General features: G+C 64.2%; 13 protein-coding genes and 1 pseudogene. 10 read left to right on the forward strand and 4 right to left on the reverse strand.

All coding sequences use genetic code 11. From position 1 onward, the window contains the following. The first annotated feature begins 87 nt into the window (after window positions 1–87). Window positions 88–699, forward strand: a complete 612-nt coding sequence (locus tag FEI13_RS04990; RefSeq protein ID WP_158294513.1) for an integrase core domain-containing protein — start codon at window positions 88–90, stop codon at window positions 697–699. Window positions 700–1,061: 362 nt separating this feature from the next. Here the strand turns inward: FEI13_RS04990 and cysI are convergent, their stop codons facing one another. Continuing rightward, window positions 1,062–2,768 (reverse strand): assimilatory sulfite reductase (NADPH) hemoprotein subunit, encoded by a 1,707-nt coding sequence (gene cysI, locus FEI13_RS04995; protein ID WP_138179996.1) that lies wholly within the window; start codon window positions 2,766–2,768, stop codon window positions 1,062–1,064. Then, window positions 2,768–4,567, reverse strand: coding sequence for an assimilatory sulfite reductase (NADPH) flavoprotein subunit (locus FEI13_RS05000; RefSeq protein ID WP_138179998.1), 1,800 nt, complete (start codon window positions 4,565–4,567; stop codon window positions 2,768–2,770). The genes cysI and FEI13_RS05000 overlap by 1 nt, the downstream gene beginning before the upstream one ends. Window positions 4,568–4,913: 346 nt before the next feature. Here FEI13_RS05000 and FEI13_RS05005 point away from each other — a divergent pair, with 346 nt between their 5' ends. Further along, a complete protein-coding gene (locus FEI13_RS05005; RefSeq protein ID WP_138180000.1) occupies window positions 4,914–5,099 on the forward strand; it encodes a hypothetical protein in 186 nt (61 codons plus the stop codon). 350 nt (window positions 5,100–5,449) lie between these two features. Here FEI13_RS05005 and FEI13_RS05010 read toward each other — a convergent pair whose 3' ends face one another. Next, on the reverse strand, window positions 5,450–5,869 hold the full coding sequence (locus FEI13_RS05010) for a PLP-dependent transferase (protein ID WP_138180001.1): 420 nt from the start codon (window positions 5,867–5,869) through the stop codon (window positions 5,450–5,452). Window positions 5,870–5,924: 55 nt separating this feature from the next. Continuing rightward, window positions 5,925–6,276, reverse strand: a pseudogene (locus FEI13_RS05015) (integrase core domain-containing protein); the annotation flags it as partial. Window positions 6,277–6,575: 299 nt separating this feature from the next. Here FEI13_RS05015 and FEI13_RS05020 point away from each other — a divergent pair. The 8 genes from FEI13_RS05020 to FEI13_RS05055 all read left to right on the forward strand — a co-directional run bounded on the left by FEI13_RS05020 (window position 6,576) and on the right by FEI13_RS05055 (window position 17,334). Then, complete coding sequence (locus FEI13_RS05020; protein ID WP_240036430.1) at window positions 6,576–7,634, forward strand: GlxA family transcriptional regulator; 1,059 nt, start codon at window positions 6,576–6,578, stop codon at window positions 7,632–7,634. A gap of 271 nt (window positions 7,635–7,905) precedes the next feature. Next, a complete protein-coding gene (glyA, locus tag FEI13_RS05025) occupies window positions 7,906–9,204 on the forward strand; it encodes a serine hydroxymethyltransferase (protein ID WP_138180003.1) in 1,299 nt (432 codons plus the stop codon). 49 nt (window positions 9,205–9,253) lie between these two features. Beyond that, window positions 9,254–10,504, forward strand: a complete 1,251-nt coding sequence (locus FEI13_RS05030) for a sarcosine oxidase subunit beta family protein (RefSeq protein WP_138180005.1) — start codon at window positions 9,254–9,256, stop codon at window positions 10,502–10,504. A gap of 12 nt (window positions 10,505–10,516) precedes the next feature. Next, window positions 10,517–10,915 (forward strand): sarcosine oxidase subunit delta, encoded by a 399-nt coding sequence (locus FEI13_RS05035; protein ID WP_138180008.1) that lies wholly within the window; start codon window positions 10,517–10,519, stop codon window positions 10,913–10,915. Further along, entirely contained in the window at window positions 10,912–13,977 is a 3,066-nt protein-coding gene (locus FEI13_RS05040; protein WP_138180010.1) for a sarcosine oxidase subunit alpha family protein, read from the forward strand. Before FEI13_RS05035 ends, FEI13_RS05040 begins: the two co-directional genes overlap by 4 nt. Next, window positions 13,970–14,617, forward strand: coding sequence for a sarcosine oxidase subunit gamma (locus FEI13_RS05045; RefSeq protein WP_138180013.1), 648 nt, complete (start codon window positions 13,970–13,972; stop codon window positions 14,615–14,617). The genes FEI13_RS05040 and FEI13_RS05045 overlap by 8 nt, the downstream gene beginning before the upstream one ends. A 46-nt stretch (window positions 14,618–14,663) precedes the next feature. Next, window positions 14,664–15,530, forward strand: coding sequence for a formyltetrahydrofolate deformylase (gene purU, locus FEI13_RS05050; RefSeq protein ID WP_138180015.1), 867 nt, complete (start codon window positions 14,664–14,666; stop codon window positions 15,528–15,530). A gap of 451 nt (window positions 15,531–15,981) precedes the next feature. After that, a complete protein-coding gene (locus tag FEI13_RS05055; RefSeq protein ID WP_240036431.1) occupies window positions 15,982–17,334 on the forward strand; it encodes a sensor domain-containing diguanylate cyclase in 1,353 nt (450 codons plus the stop codon). The last annotated feature ends 26 nt before the right edge of the window (window positions 17,335–17,360 follow it).

Below are 17,360 nucleotides of genomic sequence, written 5' to 3' on the forward strand. Positions count from 1 at the left end.
GCGCTGAGAGGTGCACGTACGGTTCGGGGAGGAGAAGTAGGGAAATAGCTCGACTACGCCCTGCTTCTTACTCCACTGCCGACCCAGGTGCGTGGGCAGTTCTACTACCTGTACATGATCGTCGATATCTACAGCCGCAAGATCATCGATGCCGAGGTCTTCGACCAGGAGTCCATGGCCAACAGCAGCGAGGTCATCCAGCGTGCCGTGCTGCGCGAAGGTTGCATCAACAAACCGTTGGTATTGCATGCTGATAATGGCTCCGCCATGAAAGGCTCGACGCTCCAGGCGACACTGCAGCGGCTGAACATCACCCCGTCGTACAGCCGCCCCCGGGTCTCCAATGACAACGCCTTCTCGGAGTCGCTGTTCAGAACCTGCAAGTACCGGCCCGACTACCCGATGGACGGCTACGAGAGCCTGTCAGCGGCTCAGCAGTGGGTGACGCGATTCGTGCACTGGTACAACCACGATCACCGCCACAGCGCGATACGGTTCGTCACCCCGGGTGAACGACATGCCGGCCAGGATCACGAGGTGCTGGCAAGGCGAGACGCCATCTATGCCGAGGCGAAACGGCAACATCCCGGTCGGTGGAGCGGTGCCACCCGCAACTGGTCACCGAGCCGGACGGTCTGGCTGAACCCGGACCAGGAAGACCCGCTGGTTCAACGCGATCAGCGATTAGAAGCCGCCTAATTCCAGGTTCCAACAAGCTTGACAGTCATCGCGGTACTCATGCGACCAGTATTGGGTGGGTTCAATCGGTCGTCGCAACATCTCGAGATTGGAAGTGTTGCATGGGACGATCACGTGGCTGGGGTGCTGAACAGACGGGGCGGGCACCGATGCATTCGCTTGGCCGGCAGGTCTCAATGAGGCGATCCAGCTCCTGCACCGGCAAGTGGATAAGCTGATGTGACTGGCTTCGTCAATCGCTGGCCAACTTCGGTCGGTTGGTGCTGTTGCTGTGCCGGGATGCGCTTGTGCTCCCCGGCAGATGGGAAATCGTGCCGACGCGGTGAGCGGGCAGTGCCCGTGTGGCCGGCCCCTGGGTGGGATTAGGCTGAGTAGGACTTATGGAAGACCTCCGGCGTGCGCTCGGTGTCGACGATGCCGGCGCGTACCAGGAAGTCGCCGAAGCCTTCATCCGCCTGGCGCTCACTTGCGTAGCGCTCGAGCATCGGGTCTAGGGTCTCAAGAATGGTGGCAGTGTCGATGTTCTCTCGGTAGAGGCGGTTCAGGCGCTGGCCGCGCTCGTCGCCGCCCACGTAGAGGTTGTACTTGCCTATCGCCTTGCCGGTGAGGCCGATCTCGGCCAGGAAGGGCCGCGCGCAGCCGTTGGGGCAGCCCGTGACCCGTACGTTGACCGGCGTGTCAGTGAGGCCGTGCTTGTTCATCAGGGCATCGAGCTCGTCGAGCAGGCTGGGCAGGTAACGCTCGGATTCCGCCATGGCCAAGCCGCAAGTGGGGAAGGCCACGCATGACATGGCGTTGCGGCCAAGCGGTGTGCTGCGGCTGCCGTCGTCGAGACCGTACTCGCGGACCAGTGCCTGGATGCTCTCCTGCTGCTCGGGGGTGACGTTGGCGATCATCAGGTTCTGGTTGCAGGTCACCCGAAACTCGCCGCCATGCACCTTGGCGATCTCGCGCAGCGCCGTACGCAGCGGATAGTCGTCGAAGTCGGCGATGCGCCCGCTCTGGATCATCAGCGTGAGGTGGCGGTTGCCGTTCTCGCCCTCTACCCAGCCGAAGCGATCGCCGTTGTGGGTGAAACGGTACTCGCGGGCCGCCTCCATGGACGTGCCGTGGTAGTCGGCGAAGCGCTCCAGAAACCACTCGAGGCCGTGGTCGTCGAGGGTGTACTTGAAGCGCGCATGGGCGCGATCGGTGCGGCAACCGTGGTCGCGCTGGATGGCGGCGATGGCCTCGCAGGCGTCGACGCTGCGCTCGGCGGGCACGAAACCGACTACTTCAGCCAGCCGCGGGTAGGTGGCTTCGTTGCCGTAGGTCATGCCCATACCGCCGCCCACCGCCACGTTGAAGCCGGCGAGTTCACCATCTTCGACGATGGCGATCAGGCCGATGTCGTTGGCCAGCACGTCGCAATCGTTCTCAGGCGGAATCGCCAGGGCGATCTTGAACTTCCGTGGCAGATAATAGTGGCGGTAGAAAGGCTCTTCCTCCTCGTCACCACCCAGGCTCTGCACGCGCTTCTCGCCCAGCCAGATCTCGGCATAGGCGCCGGAGCGCCACATCAGCCGTTCGCTGATCTCGGTGGAGAGCCGGTAGATGCGCTCTTGCAGTGTCGAGAGATGTGGATTGACGTTGGCGATGACGTTGCGGTTGTCGTCGCCGCAGGCGCCCTTGGTGTCGAGTCCCAGGGCGTGGAGACGCCGCATCAAGGTGCGCATGTGATGCTTGAACACCCCGTGGAACTGGAAGGTCTGGCGCGTGGTGAGGCGCAGTGAGTGGTTAGCGCACTCGTCGGCGATGGCATCGAGCCCCAGCCATTGCGCTGGACTCAGCACGCCACCCGGCAAGCGCAGGCGCACCATGAACATGTAGAGCGGTTCCAGCTTCTGGCGACGCCGTTCGTCGCGCAGGTCCCGGTCGTCCTGCAGGTAGGTGCCGTGGAATTTGGTCAGCTTGGTATCGGTTTCCGAGATGGCGCCGGTGGCCGGGTCGTCCAGGCCCTCGGCGATAGTGCCACGCAGGTAGTCGCTCTCGCGCTTGATGATCTCGGCGTCGGGGAGCTTGTCGGTCATCAGTAGATATCCCGCTGATAGCGTTTCTGGCGGGCCAATTCCCGCAGGTATTCGGTGGCGTCTTCGCGGCGCTTGCCGCCGGCCTCGACGATGATGTCGAGCAGTGCCTCGTGCACGTCCGGGGCCATGCGCTCGGCGTCGCCGCATACGTAGATGTGTGCGCCCTTCTCCAGCCAATGCCATAGTTCGGCGGCGTTCTCGCGTAGGCGCTGCTGCACGTAGATCTTCTCTTCCTGGTCACGTGAGAAGGCCACATCGATGCGGTCGATGAGACCCTGGCGGCGCCAGGCCAGCCATTCGCTCTGGTAGAGGAAGTCGGTGTGAAAGTGCTGCTCACCGAAGAACAGCCAGTTGGCGCCGTCGGCTTCGCGTTCCTCGCGTTCCTGCATGAAGGCGCGGAAGGGGGCGATGCCGGTGCCCGGGCCGATCATGATCAGCGCTGTCTCGTCGTCCTCGGGCAGCCGGAAGTGTTTGTTGTGCTCGATGTAGACCGGCACGCTGTCGTCCTCCGCGAGCCGGTCGGCCAGCCAGGTGGAGGCTACCCCCTCGCGTCGGCGGCCGTGGGCCTCATAGCGTACCGCGGCCACGGTCAGGTGAACCTCCTCGTCCACGGCGGCCTGGCTGGAGGCAATCGAATAGAGCCGCGCGGGCAGTTTGCGTAGCGTCTTCACCAGGGTATCGGCATCGAGCTCGGTGACCGGCGCCTCCTCGATGAGGTCGAACAGGTCGCGGCTCTCCATCCAGGCGCTGAGCTTGGCGTGGTCCTCAACCAGCGCCTGCAGCGTGTCGCTGCCGCTGAGTTCGGCCCAGCGCTCCACCACCGGCCGGGTCAGCAACGTGATCTCACGATGATGCTGCAACGCGCCGGCCAGGGTGGTGTCGATGTCGCCGGCCTTGACCGCCGCATCCGAATCCTGCCCCAGACGCTCGATGATGGCCGCCACCAGTCGCGGGTCGTTCTGAGGGTAGACGCCCAGGGCATCGCCGGGCTGGTAGCTCAGCCCCGAGCCCTCCAGGGAGATCTCGATATGCCGGGTCTCCTTGCCGGAGCCGCGGCCGTTGAGTACCAGGTTGTCCAGCACCGGGGCAGGGAAAGGATGGCGCCGGTCGTGGCCCCCCGAGGCGAGCGCGCCATAGGCGGGGTTGCCCGAGGAGGTGGGGAGCCCCGCGGCCCCCGCCTCGCTCTGCAGGGTCTCGAGTAGGGAGCCAAACCAGGCCTCGGCGGCATCGTCATAGTCGACGTCACAGTCGACGCGCTCCACCAGCCGGGAGCCTCCCAGCTTGGCCAGGACGGCGTCGAACTCCTTGCCGGTCTGGCTGAAGTGCTCATAGCTGGTGTCGCCGAGGCCCAGCACGGCGTACTTGAGATGCGCCAGCGAAGGCGCCTTGCGGCCGTGCAGGAACTCGTGGAGGTCCAGGGCGTTGTCCGGCGGCTCGCCCTCGCCGTGGGTCGAGGTGAGCAGCGCCACGTACGCTTCGTTCTTGAGCTGGCGTGGCTTGTAATCGGCCATATCGACGACCTTGGCCGTGATGCCACGGGCACTGGCTCTGTGGCCAAGCGACTCGGCGAGGGCCTCGGCATTGCCAGTCTGAGAGCCATAGAGCACGGTCAGCGAGGGGAGCCGAGTGGTGCTGGTGCTCTCGGGTTCGGTGGCCAGGCCGCCGTGCAGCGAAGCCTGCCAGCCGGCGATGAAGCCTGCCAGCCAATCGAACTGCCGAGGCTCCAGCGTCTCGAGCAGGCGGTTCAGCGTGTCCGCCTGCTCGGTCGTCAGAGGCGAGTTGTTGGGGTCAATCGTCATAGGGGCAAGCTGAGTGAAGGATTTTCCTGCCTAACGTATCACCAGCAGGAAGGGCTTATGCGTTATTATTGATATCATGTTGTGATGCATCGTTATCGTTTCAGAATATGTACGCCTCTACTCAAAGTATCCGATAACCACGGTTGGTCAAGAATATTCAAGGTTATTAATAGATTGTTGGGGGAAGGTTGTGGTTTGTTAATCTCAGCCATATGCCATATATGCTATTGATAGTATTGTTTATTCCAATGCAATTTTAAAACAATCTTTGTTATTTCTATATTTTTTTCACTGAGCCGAGGCAAGGCCAACGCTTGGCCATATTGCCTCATGATTAGGAGGATTTATGGCGCAGGACTCCAAGGCCCTGGACCATCAGGTCGTCATCGTTGGCAGCAGCACCTTGAAGTTCTACAGCGGCGGCGGGGCGCTGTTCAGCGTGCCTGCCTTCGTGCCGCCCCTGGAGCGCGGTGAGACTCGATACCGAGTGGGTGCTTACCGCCGCCTGCAGCCAGGCGCCGTTGGTACCTGAGGCCAGATTGGGCTTTTCGGTGCGCGTCGTCCGTCGTTCTCGGCCACGATATGAGACTGGGTGTTAAGGATGCGGTCCCCGCCACGATGGTGAAAGAAGCCCGGCCCACGGGCATGGTCCACCATGTCGCCGGCCAGGTGTTCGGGATAGCGTACCAGACGGATCAGGGGCAGCAGCCACAGCGCGATACTGGCCAGCAGGTTGGACCCAGCAGTGCCAGGATACGAACGTCATTCCCAGCAGGTGGCTGGCAATGGAGGTGGCACTGGTGGCCATGATCACTGCAAAGTAGCCTGGGAAGCGGTTGGCTGCGGGGCGATCGATAAAGCCGGCCCTGTGCATGAGACGGCTCAATATCGGCCTGTTATCAGGGGAGCCAGGGCCTGGTGAAGGTCATCCAGCAGGTCCTCGACGTCCTCCAGGCCGACCGAGAGACGCAGCATGCTGTCGGTGATGCCGCGCCGACCATGACTCAGGAACAGGGTGCTGATGGCGGCCATGCCGGACGAGAAGGCCCAGGCCTCCTCGGTATTCTCCAGCGCGGCCAGTGTCTCCTCCAGGGCGTAGAGCGTTGGGTTCTGTCCGTAGCGCGAGTAGAGCGGCCCCTGTCGGCGGCCCTCGGTCACTTCCAGCAGGGAGGCGGTATCCGCGAAGGTGAAGGTGGTGGTGTCGTAGATCGGCATGTGGGGGCTGCCGAAGAGATCTTTCTGTTGCTGGCTATGAATGGCCAGAGTGGCGGGGCCGAGGTGTGACGATAGTGGCTTGGACATGACGTATCTCCGTGTGACAACGTTCTTTCAATCTACTCGGAGTTATTGTGTAATTGTTTGGTCCCGGATGATGGACTACCCGCTTGGTGAATAACTCTGGCCGCTTTGCCTGCCAGTCTTTCACGCGGCAATTGGCGATTGATGGTGCAGCGCCTTCTGCGGGATGATTGTACAGCCAACTGTAGCGCTTCAGCGTCTGTTCCATGTTCCTTCCTGATATAGCGCCGAGTCGCCAGTACGTCGCTGATACGGCCGTTGAAGCGTGCCACCATGCCGTTGGTCCGAGGCCGCTCTGGCTTGATCAAGCGATGCTCGATGCCGTGGGCCTGGCACTCCTGGTCGAACGGATGCCGACCGCTGGGCTTGCGCTCACCGGCCCGCGTGAAGCGATCGGTGTGAACTGCACCCTTGGTGCCCTGGCGATGCATTTTCATGGACTACCCCCAGGAGGCCTCCACCGGCTTGCCATGTCTTCGGGGTGTTTCGCGGGGGCGTTGTTGATGCGAACACAGGGCCCTCGCGAGGCAACCATCCGAAGAGCTCTCTTTCTACGCCCGCGACACTGCGGGCGTGATCAATGTCGGCTTCAGGAACACTTCGGGTCGATGTGCATGGAATGACGGGATCAGCGGTAGTGGTGCTGAAGCGGGTGAGGGGATAGTGTAAGGGTCCTTGAGGGGTACAGAGACATGCAAGAATGTCCGCCATGATGTCAGCAACTACTACGGTCAGTCCGCTTCACAAGCGTGAGCCTCTGGCGGTGGGCTTTGTTCTGCTCCACCGCTTCACGCTGCTGCCCTTCGCCGCCTTCCTCGACTGCCTGCGTCTGGCGGCGGACGAGGGGGATCGTTCGCGGCAGGTGCGTTGCCACTGGACCTTCATGGCCAGTGCCGGGCATGAGGTGCTGTCCAGTTGTGGCGCCGCCATCTCACCCTGCCTGCCGTTTCAGGATCCCGGTGCGTTCGATTACATCGTGGTCGTGGGGGGGGTACAGGATGATCATGACCGCATGGATACCCGCGCCCATGCCTACCTTCGCCAGGCCGAGGAGGCCGGTGTGCCGCTGGTGGGACTGTGTACTGGGGTGTTCGCCCTGATTCAGGCAGGCCTGATGAAGGAGCGGCGGTGCTGCGTCAGCTGGTACCACCATCGCGACATGATCCAGCGTTTTCCCACCATCCAGCCGGTGGCTGATCGCCTGTTCATCGATGACGGGAATCGACTCACCTGTGCCGGCGGAGCGGCGGCGGCAGATCTGGCCGCCTACCTGATCGAGCGCCATCTGGGCAAGGCCTGGGCGATGAAGAGCCTGAATATCATGCTCCTCGATGAGGCCCGCGCCGGCACCCACCCCCAGCCGCAGCCGGTGGTCTTCGGCAAGATCGAGGATCGTGTGGTGCGCCGCGCCATCGCCGTGCTCGAGCAGCACCTGGGCGAGGCGATCGCGATGGACGCGCTATCGGAACGGGTGGGAACCTCCCGCCGCAACCTGGAGCGGCGCTTTCGCGAGATCCTGGGTGTCGGTCCCCAGAAGTTCGCCCGTGACCTGCGCCTGCGCTACGGGCTATGGCTGTTGCACTATACCGGCAAGAGCATCACCGAGATCGGCGAGCGCTGTGGTTTCGCCGATACGGCTCACTTCTCCCGCCACTTCCGCAGCGCCTTTGGCGCGACGCCGTCGGAAATGCGCAAGCGCGCCAGCGAACCCGGCAGTGACCGAGTCGATCCCTTCTTCCTGCATATCGACGGCCGACCGACGCTCTGATTCTTCGGCCATCCCTAATGAACGTGGGCCCTCACGCTTACCGCCAGCCTGGTGCGCCCGGCTGGCATACGTCTTCCGAATGCTCCGGTGTTCAGGAATCCTGTCGCATTTATTCAATCTTTGAACTCCTCCATCGCCTTTAATCGGAACGTAAGCCGGACAAGCGGCGCAGAGGTGATCTGCGCATAAGGATGGCCATTTTCCCGCTGGCAGGTTGCCGATGGCTTCCACCAACTCCCTGCCCGCCACCGATAACAAGAAGGAGTCAGTCATGAATCAGGTAGGTCTCGCCACTTTCGATTCCCAGATCGCCGCCGCCATTGCCGACGAGGTAGTGCGCCAGGAGGCTCATGTCGAGCTGATCGCCTCCGAGAACTATGCCAGCCGCGCGGTAATGGAGGCCCAGGGCACCCAGCTGACCAACAAGTACGCTGAGGGCTACCCGGGCAAGCGCTACTACGGCGGCTGCGAGCACGTCGACGTGGTCGAGCAGTTGGCCATCGATCGCGCCTGCGACCTGTTCGGCGCCGACTATGCCAACGTCCAGCCGCATTCCGGGGCCCAGGCCAATGCCGCGGCCTTCATGGCGCTGATCCAGCCGGGCGATACCGTGCTGGGCATGAGCCTGGCCCATGGCGGCCACCTGACCCATGGCGCAGCGCCCAACTTCTCCGGCAAGCACTACCACGCCGTGCAGTATGGCCTCAATCCGGAGACCGGCGAGATCGACTACGAAGAGGTCGCGCGTCTGGCGCGCAGCCACAAGCCCAAGCTGATCATCGCCGGCTTCTCGGCCTATTCGCGAGTCGTGGATTGGCGGCGTTTCCGCACGATCGCCGACGAGGTGGGTGCCTGGCTGTTGGTCGACATGGCCCATGTTGCCGGCCTGGTCGCCGCGGGCCACTATCCGAGCCCGATTCCCCACGCCCACGTGGTGACCACCACCACCCACAAGACCCTGCGCGGCCCGCGTGGCGGCCTGATCCTCTCTGCGCATGGCGATGCCGCTCTGTACAAGAAGCTCAATGGTGCGGTCTTCCCGGGCCAGCAGGGCGGCCCGCTGATGCATGTGATCGCCGCCAAGGCAGTGGCCTTCAAGGAGGCCATGAGTCAGGAATTCGTGGCCTATCAGCAGCGGGTGATCAACAACGCCCAGGCCATGGCCGGGGTGTTCATGGAACGCGGCTTCGATGTGGTCTCCGGCGGCACCGACGACCACCTGTTCCTGGTCTCGCTGATCAAGCAGGGCGTGACCGGCAAGGATGCCGATGCCGCGCTGGGTCGCTCGCACATTACCGTCAACAAGAACGCCGTGCCCAACGACCCCCAGAGCCCCTTCGTCACCTCGGGCCTGCGCATCGGCACCCCGGCCGTGACCACTCGCGGCTTCGATGAGGCAGAGTGCAGCGATCTGGCCGGCTGGATCTGTGACATCCTCGATGTGCTGGCCGAAGGTGGCAATACCGATGCCGTCGAGGCCGAGGTGCGCGAGAAAGTCGCCGAGCTGTGCGAACGCCACCCGGTCTATGCCCAGGGTTCCATCGAGGCGGCCGAGACCTCCATCGCGTGAGCCCGTTCCCCGCCGGCGCCTCGGCGGGGCCCTTCGAGGAGAAGACCCTATGCAACGCTATTCAGGATTCGGGCTGGCCAAGCACGCGCTGAGCCATCATGAGAACTGGGAGCGCCAGTGGCGCAATCCCGTGCCCAAGAAGCAGTACGACGTCATCATCGTCGGCGGTGGCGGCCATGGCCTGGCCACTGCCTACTACCTGGCCAAGAACCATGGCATCACCAACGTGGCGGTGGTGGAGAAGGGCTGGCTGGGGGGCGGTAATACCGCCCGTAACACCACCATCGTGCGTTCCAACTACCTGTGGGACGAGTCCGCCGCGCTCTACGAACACGCCATGAAGCTGTGGGAGGGGCTCTCCCAGGACCTCAACTACAACGTGATGTTCTCCCAGCGCGGCGTGCTCAACCTCGGCCACACGCTGCAGGACATGCGCGACATCCAGCGCCGGGTCAACGCCAACCGCCTCAATGGCATCGACGGCGAGGTGCTGGATGCCCAGGGCGTGCAGGACATCGTGCCGATCATGGACTGCTCGAAGAACGCTCGTTATCCCGTGCTGGGTGCCTCCTGGCAGCCCCGCGCCGGTGTGGCGCGCCACGATGCCGTGGCCTGGGGCTTCGCCCGTGCCGCTGATGCACTCGGCGTCGACATCCTGCAGCAGACCGAGGTCACCGGCTTCAAGATCCGCGACGGTCAAGTCTTCGGGGTGCACACCAACCGCGGCGACATCGAGGCCAAGACCGTGGGCTGCGTGGCCGCCGGTAACTCGAGTGTACTGGCGAAGATGGCTGGCTTCACGCTGCCGCTGGAGTCCCATCCGCTGCAGGCGCTGGTCTCCGAGCCGCTCAAGCCGGTGCTCGACACCGTGGTGATGTCCAACCACGTGCATGGCTACATCAGCCAGACCGACAAGGGCGACCTGGTGATCGGCGCCGGCATCGATGGCTACAACGGCTACGGTCAGCGCGGCAGTTACGCCACCGTGGAGCACACCCTGCAGGCCATCGTCGAGATGTTCCCGATCTTCTCGCGGGTGCGCATGAACCGCCAGTGGGGCGGCATCGTCGATACCTGCCCGGATGCTTGCCCGATTCTCTCCAAGACACCGGTCAAGGGGCTCTTCTTCAACTGCGGCTGGGGCACCGGGGGGTTCAAGGCCACACCGGGCTCCGGTCACGTCTTTGCCGCCAGTCTCGCCAAGGGCGAGATGCATCCCATTGCCGCTCCGTTCTCCATCGATCGCTTTCACACCGGCGCCTTGGTCGATGAGCACGGTGCAGCTGGCGTGGCCCACTAAGGAGGCAACCCCATGTTTCATATTTACTGCCCCCACTGCGCTGAGCACCGTGAGGAAGAAGAGTTCCACCCCAAGGGCCAGGCGCATATCGCGCGGCCTATGGATCCCGAAGCCTGCTCGGATGAAGAGTGGGGCGACTACCTGTTCTTCCGCGACAACCCGCGCGGTATCCATCACGAGCTGTGGGTGCATGCCGTGGGCTGCCGCAAGTTCTTCAACATCACGCGTAACACGGTGAGCTACGAGATCCTCGAGACCTACAAGGTGGGCGAGCAGCCGACGATCACCGCCGAGAGCTTGTCGCAGGACAAGAAGATGACGGCGGATGGCGTGACAGTTGCCGATGGTGGCCTGCAGACCGAGGGTGAAAGCGATAGCGCGGTGAACACCTCCAAGGAGGCCAAGGTATGACACGCCATACACAGCAGCCCAACCGTCTGGCACGGGGCGGACGCGTCGATCGCTCCCGCACGCTGAACTTCACCTTCAACGGCAAGCGCTACCAGGGCCATGCCGGCGATACCCTCGCCTCAGCGCTGCTCGCCAACGGGGTGGACATCGTCAACCGCAGCTTCAAGTACTCGCGGCCGCGCGGCATCGTCGCCGCCGGCGCCGAGGAGCCCAATGCGCTGGTCCAGCTGGGCAGCACCGAGGCCGCCCAGGTGCCCAACGTGCGTGCCACCCAGCAGGCGCTGTTCGACGGGCTCACGGCACAGAGCACCAACGGCTGGCCGAACGTCCAGCGCGATGTCATGAGCCTCGTCGGCAAGCTGGGCGGGCGCTTCATGCCGCCGGGCTTCTACTACAAGACCTTCATGGCCCCGGCCTCCCTGTGGATGACCTACGAGAAGTATATCCGCAAGGGCGCCGGCCTGGGCCGCAGCCCCATGGAGCGCGACCCCGACAGCTATGATCACCTCCACCAGCACTGCGACCTGCTGGTGATCGGCGCCGGCCCGGCGGGTCTCGCCGCAGCGCTGACCGCGGCCCACGGCGGGGCCCGGGTGATCCTGTGTGACGAGCAGGAGGAGATGGGCGGCTCGTTGCTGGATAGCCGCGAGCTGCTCGATCATCAGCCTGCCTCCCAGTGGGCAGGGCGTGTGGTGGAGGAGCTCGCCGGGCTCGACAACGTCACCCTGCTGCCGCGCACCACCGCCAACGGCTATCACGATCATCACTTCGTGACCCTGCATGAGCGGCGCACCGAGCATCTCGGCGAGACCGCGCCGAGGGTCGATGGTTATCGCCCCGCTCGCTCGCGGATGCATCGCGTGCGCGCCGGTCAGGTGCTGCTGACCACCGGCGCCCTCGAGCGGCCGCTGGTCTACGCGGGCAACGACGTGCCGGGCAATCTGGTCGCCGGCGCCGTCTCCACCTACATCCGCCGCTATGGCGTGGTGCCGGGCAACCAACTGGTGCTCTCTACCAGCAACGATCATGCCTATCGCGCCGCTTTGGACTGGATCGATGCCGGCCGCGAGGTAGTGGCCATCGTCGATGCACGCCGCAACCCGGACGGTGAGTTGGTGGAGCAGGCCCGTGCCCGCGGCATTCGCGTTATCACCGGCAGCGCCGTGCTCGAGGCCCAGGGCAGCAGCCGCGTCAGCGGCGCCCGGGTCGCCACCATCGACGCCAAGGCGTTCAAGGTCACCGGCCAGGCCGAGATCCTGGCGTGCGACACCATCGCCAGCTCCGGCGGTTACAGCCCGGTGATCCACCTGGCGTCTCACACCGGTGCCCGTCCCGCCTGGGATGACGAGATCCTTGGCTTCGTGCCGAGCCTGGTGGCGGGGGTGTACGCCGCCGGCAGCGCCCGCGGTATCCACGACCTGGCCGAGGGACTGGCCGATGGCAGTGCCGCGGCCGCCCGGGCGCTGGCGGCGCTGGGCCGCTCTGCCGGGGCCATCGAACTGCCTCAGGTCGCGGCCCGCCGGGAAGGCGCGGCCAGCGCGCTCTACCAGGTGCCCCACGAGAAGCCGACTCTGCGCGCGCCGAAGCAATTCGTCGACCTGCAGAACGATGTCACCGCGGCGGGCATTGAGCTGGCCACCCGTGAAGGCTTCGAGTCCATCGAGCACGTCAAGCGCTATACCGCCATGGGCTTCGGCACCGATCAGGGCAAGCTCGGCAACATCAACGGCATGGCCATCGCCGCGCGCTGCCTCGGGAAGTCGATTCCCGAGGTGGGCACCACGGTGTTCCGGCCGAACTACACGCCGGTGACCTTCGGCGCCATTGCCGGGCGCCACTGCCGCGAGCTGTTCGAGCCCGAGCGCTACACCGCCATGCACCAGTGGCACGTGGAGCACGGCGCCGAGTTCGAGGAAGTCGGCCAGTGGAAGCGTCCCTGGTATTTTCCACAAAAACGCCGCGCAGAGAACGGCGAGCAGCGTATGGAGACCATGGACGAGGCGGTCGCCCGTGAGTGCCTGGCCGTCCGCGAGGCGGTCGGTATCCTCGATGCCTCGACCCTGGGCAAGATCGATATCCAGGGCCCGGATGCCCGGGAGTTCCTGGGTCGCGTCTACACCAACAAGTGGGCCAAGCTGGCTCCCGGTCGCGTCCGCTATGGCCTGATGTGCAAGGACGACGGCATGGTGATGGACGACGGCACCACCAGCTGCCTGGCCGAGAACCACTTCCTGATGACCACCAGCACCGGTGGGGCGGCGGCGGTTCTCGAGTGGCTGGAAATCTGGCACCAGACCGAGTGGCCTGAGCTTGATGTGTACTTCACCTCGGTGACCGATCACTGGGCGACCATGACCGTCACCGGCCCGGAAGCGCGCAAGCTGCTCGCCGAGATCACCGACATCGATCTCGACCGTGAGTCCTTCAAGTTCATGGATTGGCGTGAGGGTCAGGTGGCCGGCGTGCCGGCGCGGGTCTTCCGTATCTCCTTCACCGGTGAGCTGGCCTACGAGATCAACGTCCAGGCCAACTATGCCATGCACGTCTGGAAGACGCTGTTCGCCCATGGCGAGAAGTACGACCTGACGCCCTACGGCACCGAGACCATGCACGTGCTGCGGGCCGAGAAGGGCTTCATCATCGCCGGTCAGGACACCGATGGCTCGGTGACCCCGGAGGATCTGGGCATGCACTGGGCGATCGGCTACGACAAGCCGAACTCCTGGATCGGCAAGCGGGCGCTGACGCGTTCCGACACCAAGCGCAGCGACCGCAAGCAGATGGTGGGCCTCAAGCCCAAGGATCCCAAGGTGGTCCTGGAGGAAGGCGCACAGATCGTGCTCGATCCGAGCCATGCGATCCCGATGCCGATGGTCGGTCACGTGACCTCCAGCTACTACAGCCCGACCCTGGAGTCAGGCTTCGCCCTGGCCGTGGTCAAGGGCGGCCACCAGAAGATGGGCGACACCGTCTATCTGCCCATGGTCGACGGCCAGGTCCATGAGGCCGAAATCGTCAGCCCCATCTTCCTCGATCCCAAGGGAGAGCGTCAGAATGTCTAACGCACAACAGTTCGATACTCGCCCCGTCGTTGACAATGAAAGTGAGATCGCCGTCGAGTCGCCGCTGGCCTTCAGCAGGCACCGCTCGGGGGCGCCGAAGGCCAAGGCCGACACCAGAGTGACCGTGCGCGAGCGTGCCTTCCTCGGTCATCTGGTGCTGCGTGGCGGTGCCATTGTGCTCGATGAGGCCCTGCGTGAGGTGGTCGGCCTGGGGCTTCCGGGCGAGCCGCTGGGCCTGGTCCAGGACGAGGGTGGCAAACGCTCGATCCAGTGGATATCGCCGGACGAGTGGCTGCTGATCGTGCCCGGTGGCGAGGAGTTCGACATCGAGCGTCGTCTGCGCGAGGCGCTGGGTGATGCGCACTTCAGCATCAGCAACGTCGGCGGTGGGCAGACCGTACTGGAGCTTTCCGGCGAGGCGGCCCGTGAGGTGCTGATGAAGTCGGTGAGCTATGACGTCCATCCGAGTCACTTTCCGGTCGGCAAGGGCGTGACCACGGTATTTGCCAAGTCGACCGTCGTCCTGCGCCGCCCCAGCGAGGAGCGCTGGGAGCTGGTCATCCGGCGCAGCTTCGCCGACTACCTCTATCGCTGGATCCTGGATGCCGGCGCGGAGTACACCATCGGCGTCGAGGGCTGACCACGACGGGGCCGGCCATCGGCCGGCCCCGCTCAGGAGAGAGATCATGCACGACAACAACCATCGCTGGATCCTGGCGGCCCAGTGCCCCAGCCGGCTGGGCACCGTGGATGTGGTCACCCGCTTCCTCAAGGAGTGTCGCTGCTATATCACCGAGCAGCACACCTTCGACGATCGGCAGAGCGGGGGCTTCTTCATCCGCACGGAGTTCCGGCCCGAGGCGGAGGGCTTCGATGCCGAGGCCTTCGAGGCCGAGTTCGCCGCGCGCGCCGCCGAGTTCGAGATGGCCTTCGAGCTGACCCCACCGGGACGCCGCTTGCCGGTGGTGATCATGGTCTCCAAGGCCGATCACTGCCTCAATGACCTGCTCTACCGCTTCCGCATCGGCCAGCTGCCCATCGATATCCGCGCCATCGTCTCCAACCACCCGGACCTGGCGACCCTGGCGGAATGGCACGGCATTCCCTACCACCACTTTCCCATCACGGCCGAGACCAAGGCGGAACAGGAGGCGCAGGTCTGGGCGGTGGTCGAGCAGACCGGCGCCGAGCTGGTGATCCTGGCGCGCTACATGCAGGTGCTCTCGAGCGACATGTGCGAGAGGCTGAGCGGCCGCGCGATCAATATCCACCACTCCCTGCTGCCGGGCTTCAAGGGCGCACGTCCCTACCACCAGGCCTACGAGAAGGGGGTCAAGCTGGTCGGCGCCACGGCCCACTACATCAACGACGACCTGGACGAGGGACCGATCATCACTCAGGGCGTGGAGCCGGTGAGCCACACCGACTACCCGGAAGACCTGGTCACCAAGGGGCGCGACGTCGAGTGCCTGACGCTTTCCCGGGCCGTGGCCCTGCACGTCGAGCGCCGCGTCTTCCTGCATGCCGGCCGCACGGTGGTGTTCGATCGATAGGTAACGCCGACATCATGGCGCGATGGCATTTCATGACGCTTCGACCTTACTATCGGCCATGACGTGTGGCGGCTTTCATGGATGCCGTTCTCTCGCAGTCCGTGTCGGGATGGCGCATGATGGCCCCTGCTTGGCTTCCCTCGCTGGGCGGGCAAGGTCGATCCCCAAAGTGGATCGCTTTGTTCAGCATAATTTGATATACATCAATGAAAGCTCAATCTGAGGCTTTCGGTCACACCGGGCCCAACGGCTTGCACTACCCTCGTTTGCATCCATAACAACGGGCTGCCCGCGCGAGCGCATCGAGAATCGGACATCGTTAGGGCATCGACGTGGCCCACGCCACATCCGGCGTCTCGAGCCGGGCATCCGTCATACCCCATGGCCACAGGCGAGCAAGCGGTCGGGATGACATGGCAGGGCGTGTCCATAGGGGAAAGGAAGTCGTTCAATGACCGAAGCTCGGGTCGGCACCATGGCGGAGGTGGAAAGCATCCTGGGGCATGCCTGGGATGACATCACCTCGCTGCGAAAGCGGTTCAGCCAGCTCTATATTGCCGTTGAGCAGAGCCCGGTGGCCACGGCGATCACCGATCTGAAAGGGCGCATCGAGTTCGTCAACCAGCGTTTCCTGGACGTGACCGGATATTCGCGAGAGGAGCTGATCGGCCAGACGCCGGCGATGATCCAGTCCGGTGAGACGCCCAGCGAGGTCTATCGTGATCTCTGGCAGACGCTGCGGGCCGGTCGCGTGTGGCAGGGGGAGCTGCTCAATCGGCGCAAGAGCGGGGAGCTCTACTGGGAAGCGGAGGTGATCACGCCGGTGCGCAACGACGAGGGCGACGTCGTCAACTTCGTGGCGGTCAAGGAGGACATCACCGAACGCAAGCGCCAGGAGAACGAACTGAAACTGATGGCGACCGCCTTCGAGACCGGCCAGGCGACGTTGATCACCGATGCCGAGATGCGCATCGAGCGCGCCAACCAAGCGTTCACCGACATCACCGGCTATCGCGAGCACGAGGTGCTCGGCAAGACGCCGCGCATCTTCAAGTCCGGGCGACACTCCGCCGATTTCTATGCCGAACTCTGGGAGGACCTGCTCAGTACCGGTCACTGGCAGGGCGAGATCTGGAACCGCAACAAGTACGGGGACATCTACCCGCTCTGGCAATCCATTACGGCGGTATGCGACGACGCCGGCCGGGTCCGCAACTTCGTGTCCGTGTTCCACAACATTGCCGAGCGCAAGCGCATGGAAAGCGAGCTGGAGCGGCAGGCGACCCTCGATCATCTCACCGGGGCCTATAATCGACGTGCCTTCGACGACGCCCTTCGAGAGGCCGTGCTCCGCGCCGAGCTCAGCGATGAGACCTTCTCACTGCTGATCTTCGACATCGATCACTTCAAGCAGGTCAACGACCGCCACGGCCATGATACGGGCGATGCCATCCTCAAGCAGCTGGCCGATCGCGTGGCCGGCAATCTCAGGAGCACCGATATTCTCTCGCGATGGGGAGGCGAGGAGTTCACCATCCTGTTGCCCGATACCCGGTTGCGGGGAACCCGCACCTTCGCCGAGCGGCTGCGCGGCCAGATTGCCGAGTCGCGCCTGCATGGCCTGCGCATCACCCTCAGCATGGGCATCACCGAGTATCGGCTGGGCGATGATATGGACAGCATGCTGGCGCGAGCCGATGAGGCGCTCTACCGGGCCAAGTCGGCGGGCCGCAACTGTGTGGTGGCCGATGAGTGTGCAGTGGCCGATGAGGGTGTGATGACCGATGAGACGGCGCGACACTAACGGCCCCGGCGGAGGGGCGAGACGGC

This window comes from Halomonas urmiana (assembly GCF_005780185.1).
GTDB lineage: Bacteria > Pseudomonadota > Gammaproteobacteria > Pseudomonadales > Halomonadaceae > Halomonas > Halomonas urmiana.

Excerpts from the sequence above, each read along its gene's own strand:
- cysI (WP_138179996.1), bottom strand. The coding sequence starts at position 2,768 with ATGACCGACAAGCTCCCCGACGCCGAGATCATCAAGCGCGAGAGCGAC.
- FEI13_RS05000 (WP_138179998.1), bottom strand. The coding sequence starts at position 4,567 with ATGACGATTGACCCCAACAACTCGCCTCTGACGACCGAGCAGGCGGAC.
- FEI13_RS05005 (WP_138180000.1), top strand. The coding sequence starts at position 4,914 with ATGGCGCAGGACTCCAAGGCCCTGGACCATCAGGTCGTCATCGTTGGC.
- FEI13_RS05010 (WP_138180001.1), bottom strand. The coding sequence starts at position 5,869 with ATGTCCAAGCCACTATCGTCACACCTCGGCCCCGCCACTCTGGCCATT.
- FEI13_RS05020 (WP_240036430.1), top strand. The coding sequence starts at position 6,576 with ATGATGTCAGCAACTACTACGGTCAGTCCGCTTCACAAGCGTGAGCCT.
- glyA (WP_138180003.1), top strand. The coding sequence starts at position 7,906 with ATGAATCAGGTAGGTCTCGCCACTTTCGATTCCCAGATCGCCGCCGCC.
- FEI13_RS05030 (WP_138180005.1), top strand. The coding sequence starts at position 9,254 with ATGCAACGCTATTCAGGATTCGGGCTGGCCAAGCACGCGCTGAGCCAT.
- FEI13_RS05035 (WP_138180008.1), top strand. The coding sequence starts at position 10,517 with ATGTTTCATATTTACTGCCCCCACTGCGCTGAGCACCGTGAGGAAGAA.
- FEI13_RS05040 (WP_138180010.1), top strand. The coding sequence starts at position 10,912 with ATGACACGCCATACACAGCAGCCCAACCGTCTGGCACGGGGCGGACGC.
- FEI13_RS05045 (WP_138180013.1), top strand. The coding sequence starts at position 13,970 with ATGTCTAACGCACAACAGTTCGATACTCGCCCCGTCGTTGACAATGAA.
- purU (WP_138180015.1), top strand. The coding sequence starts at position 14,664 with ATGCACGACAACAACCATCGCTGGATCCTGGCGGCCCAGTGCCCCAGC.
- FEI13_RS05055 (WP_240036431.1), top strand. The coding sequence starts at position 15,982 with ATGACCGAAGCTCGGGTCGGCACCATGGCGGAGGTGGAAAGCATCCTG.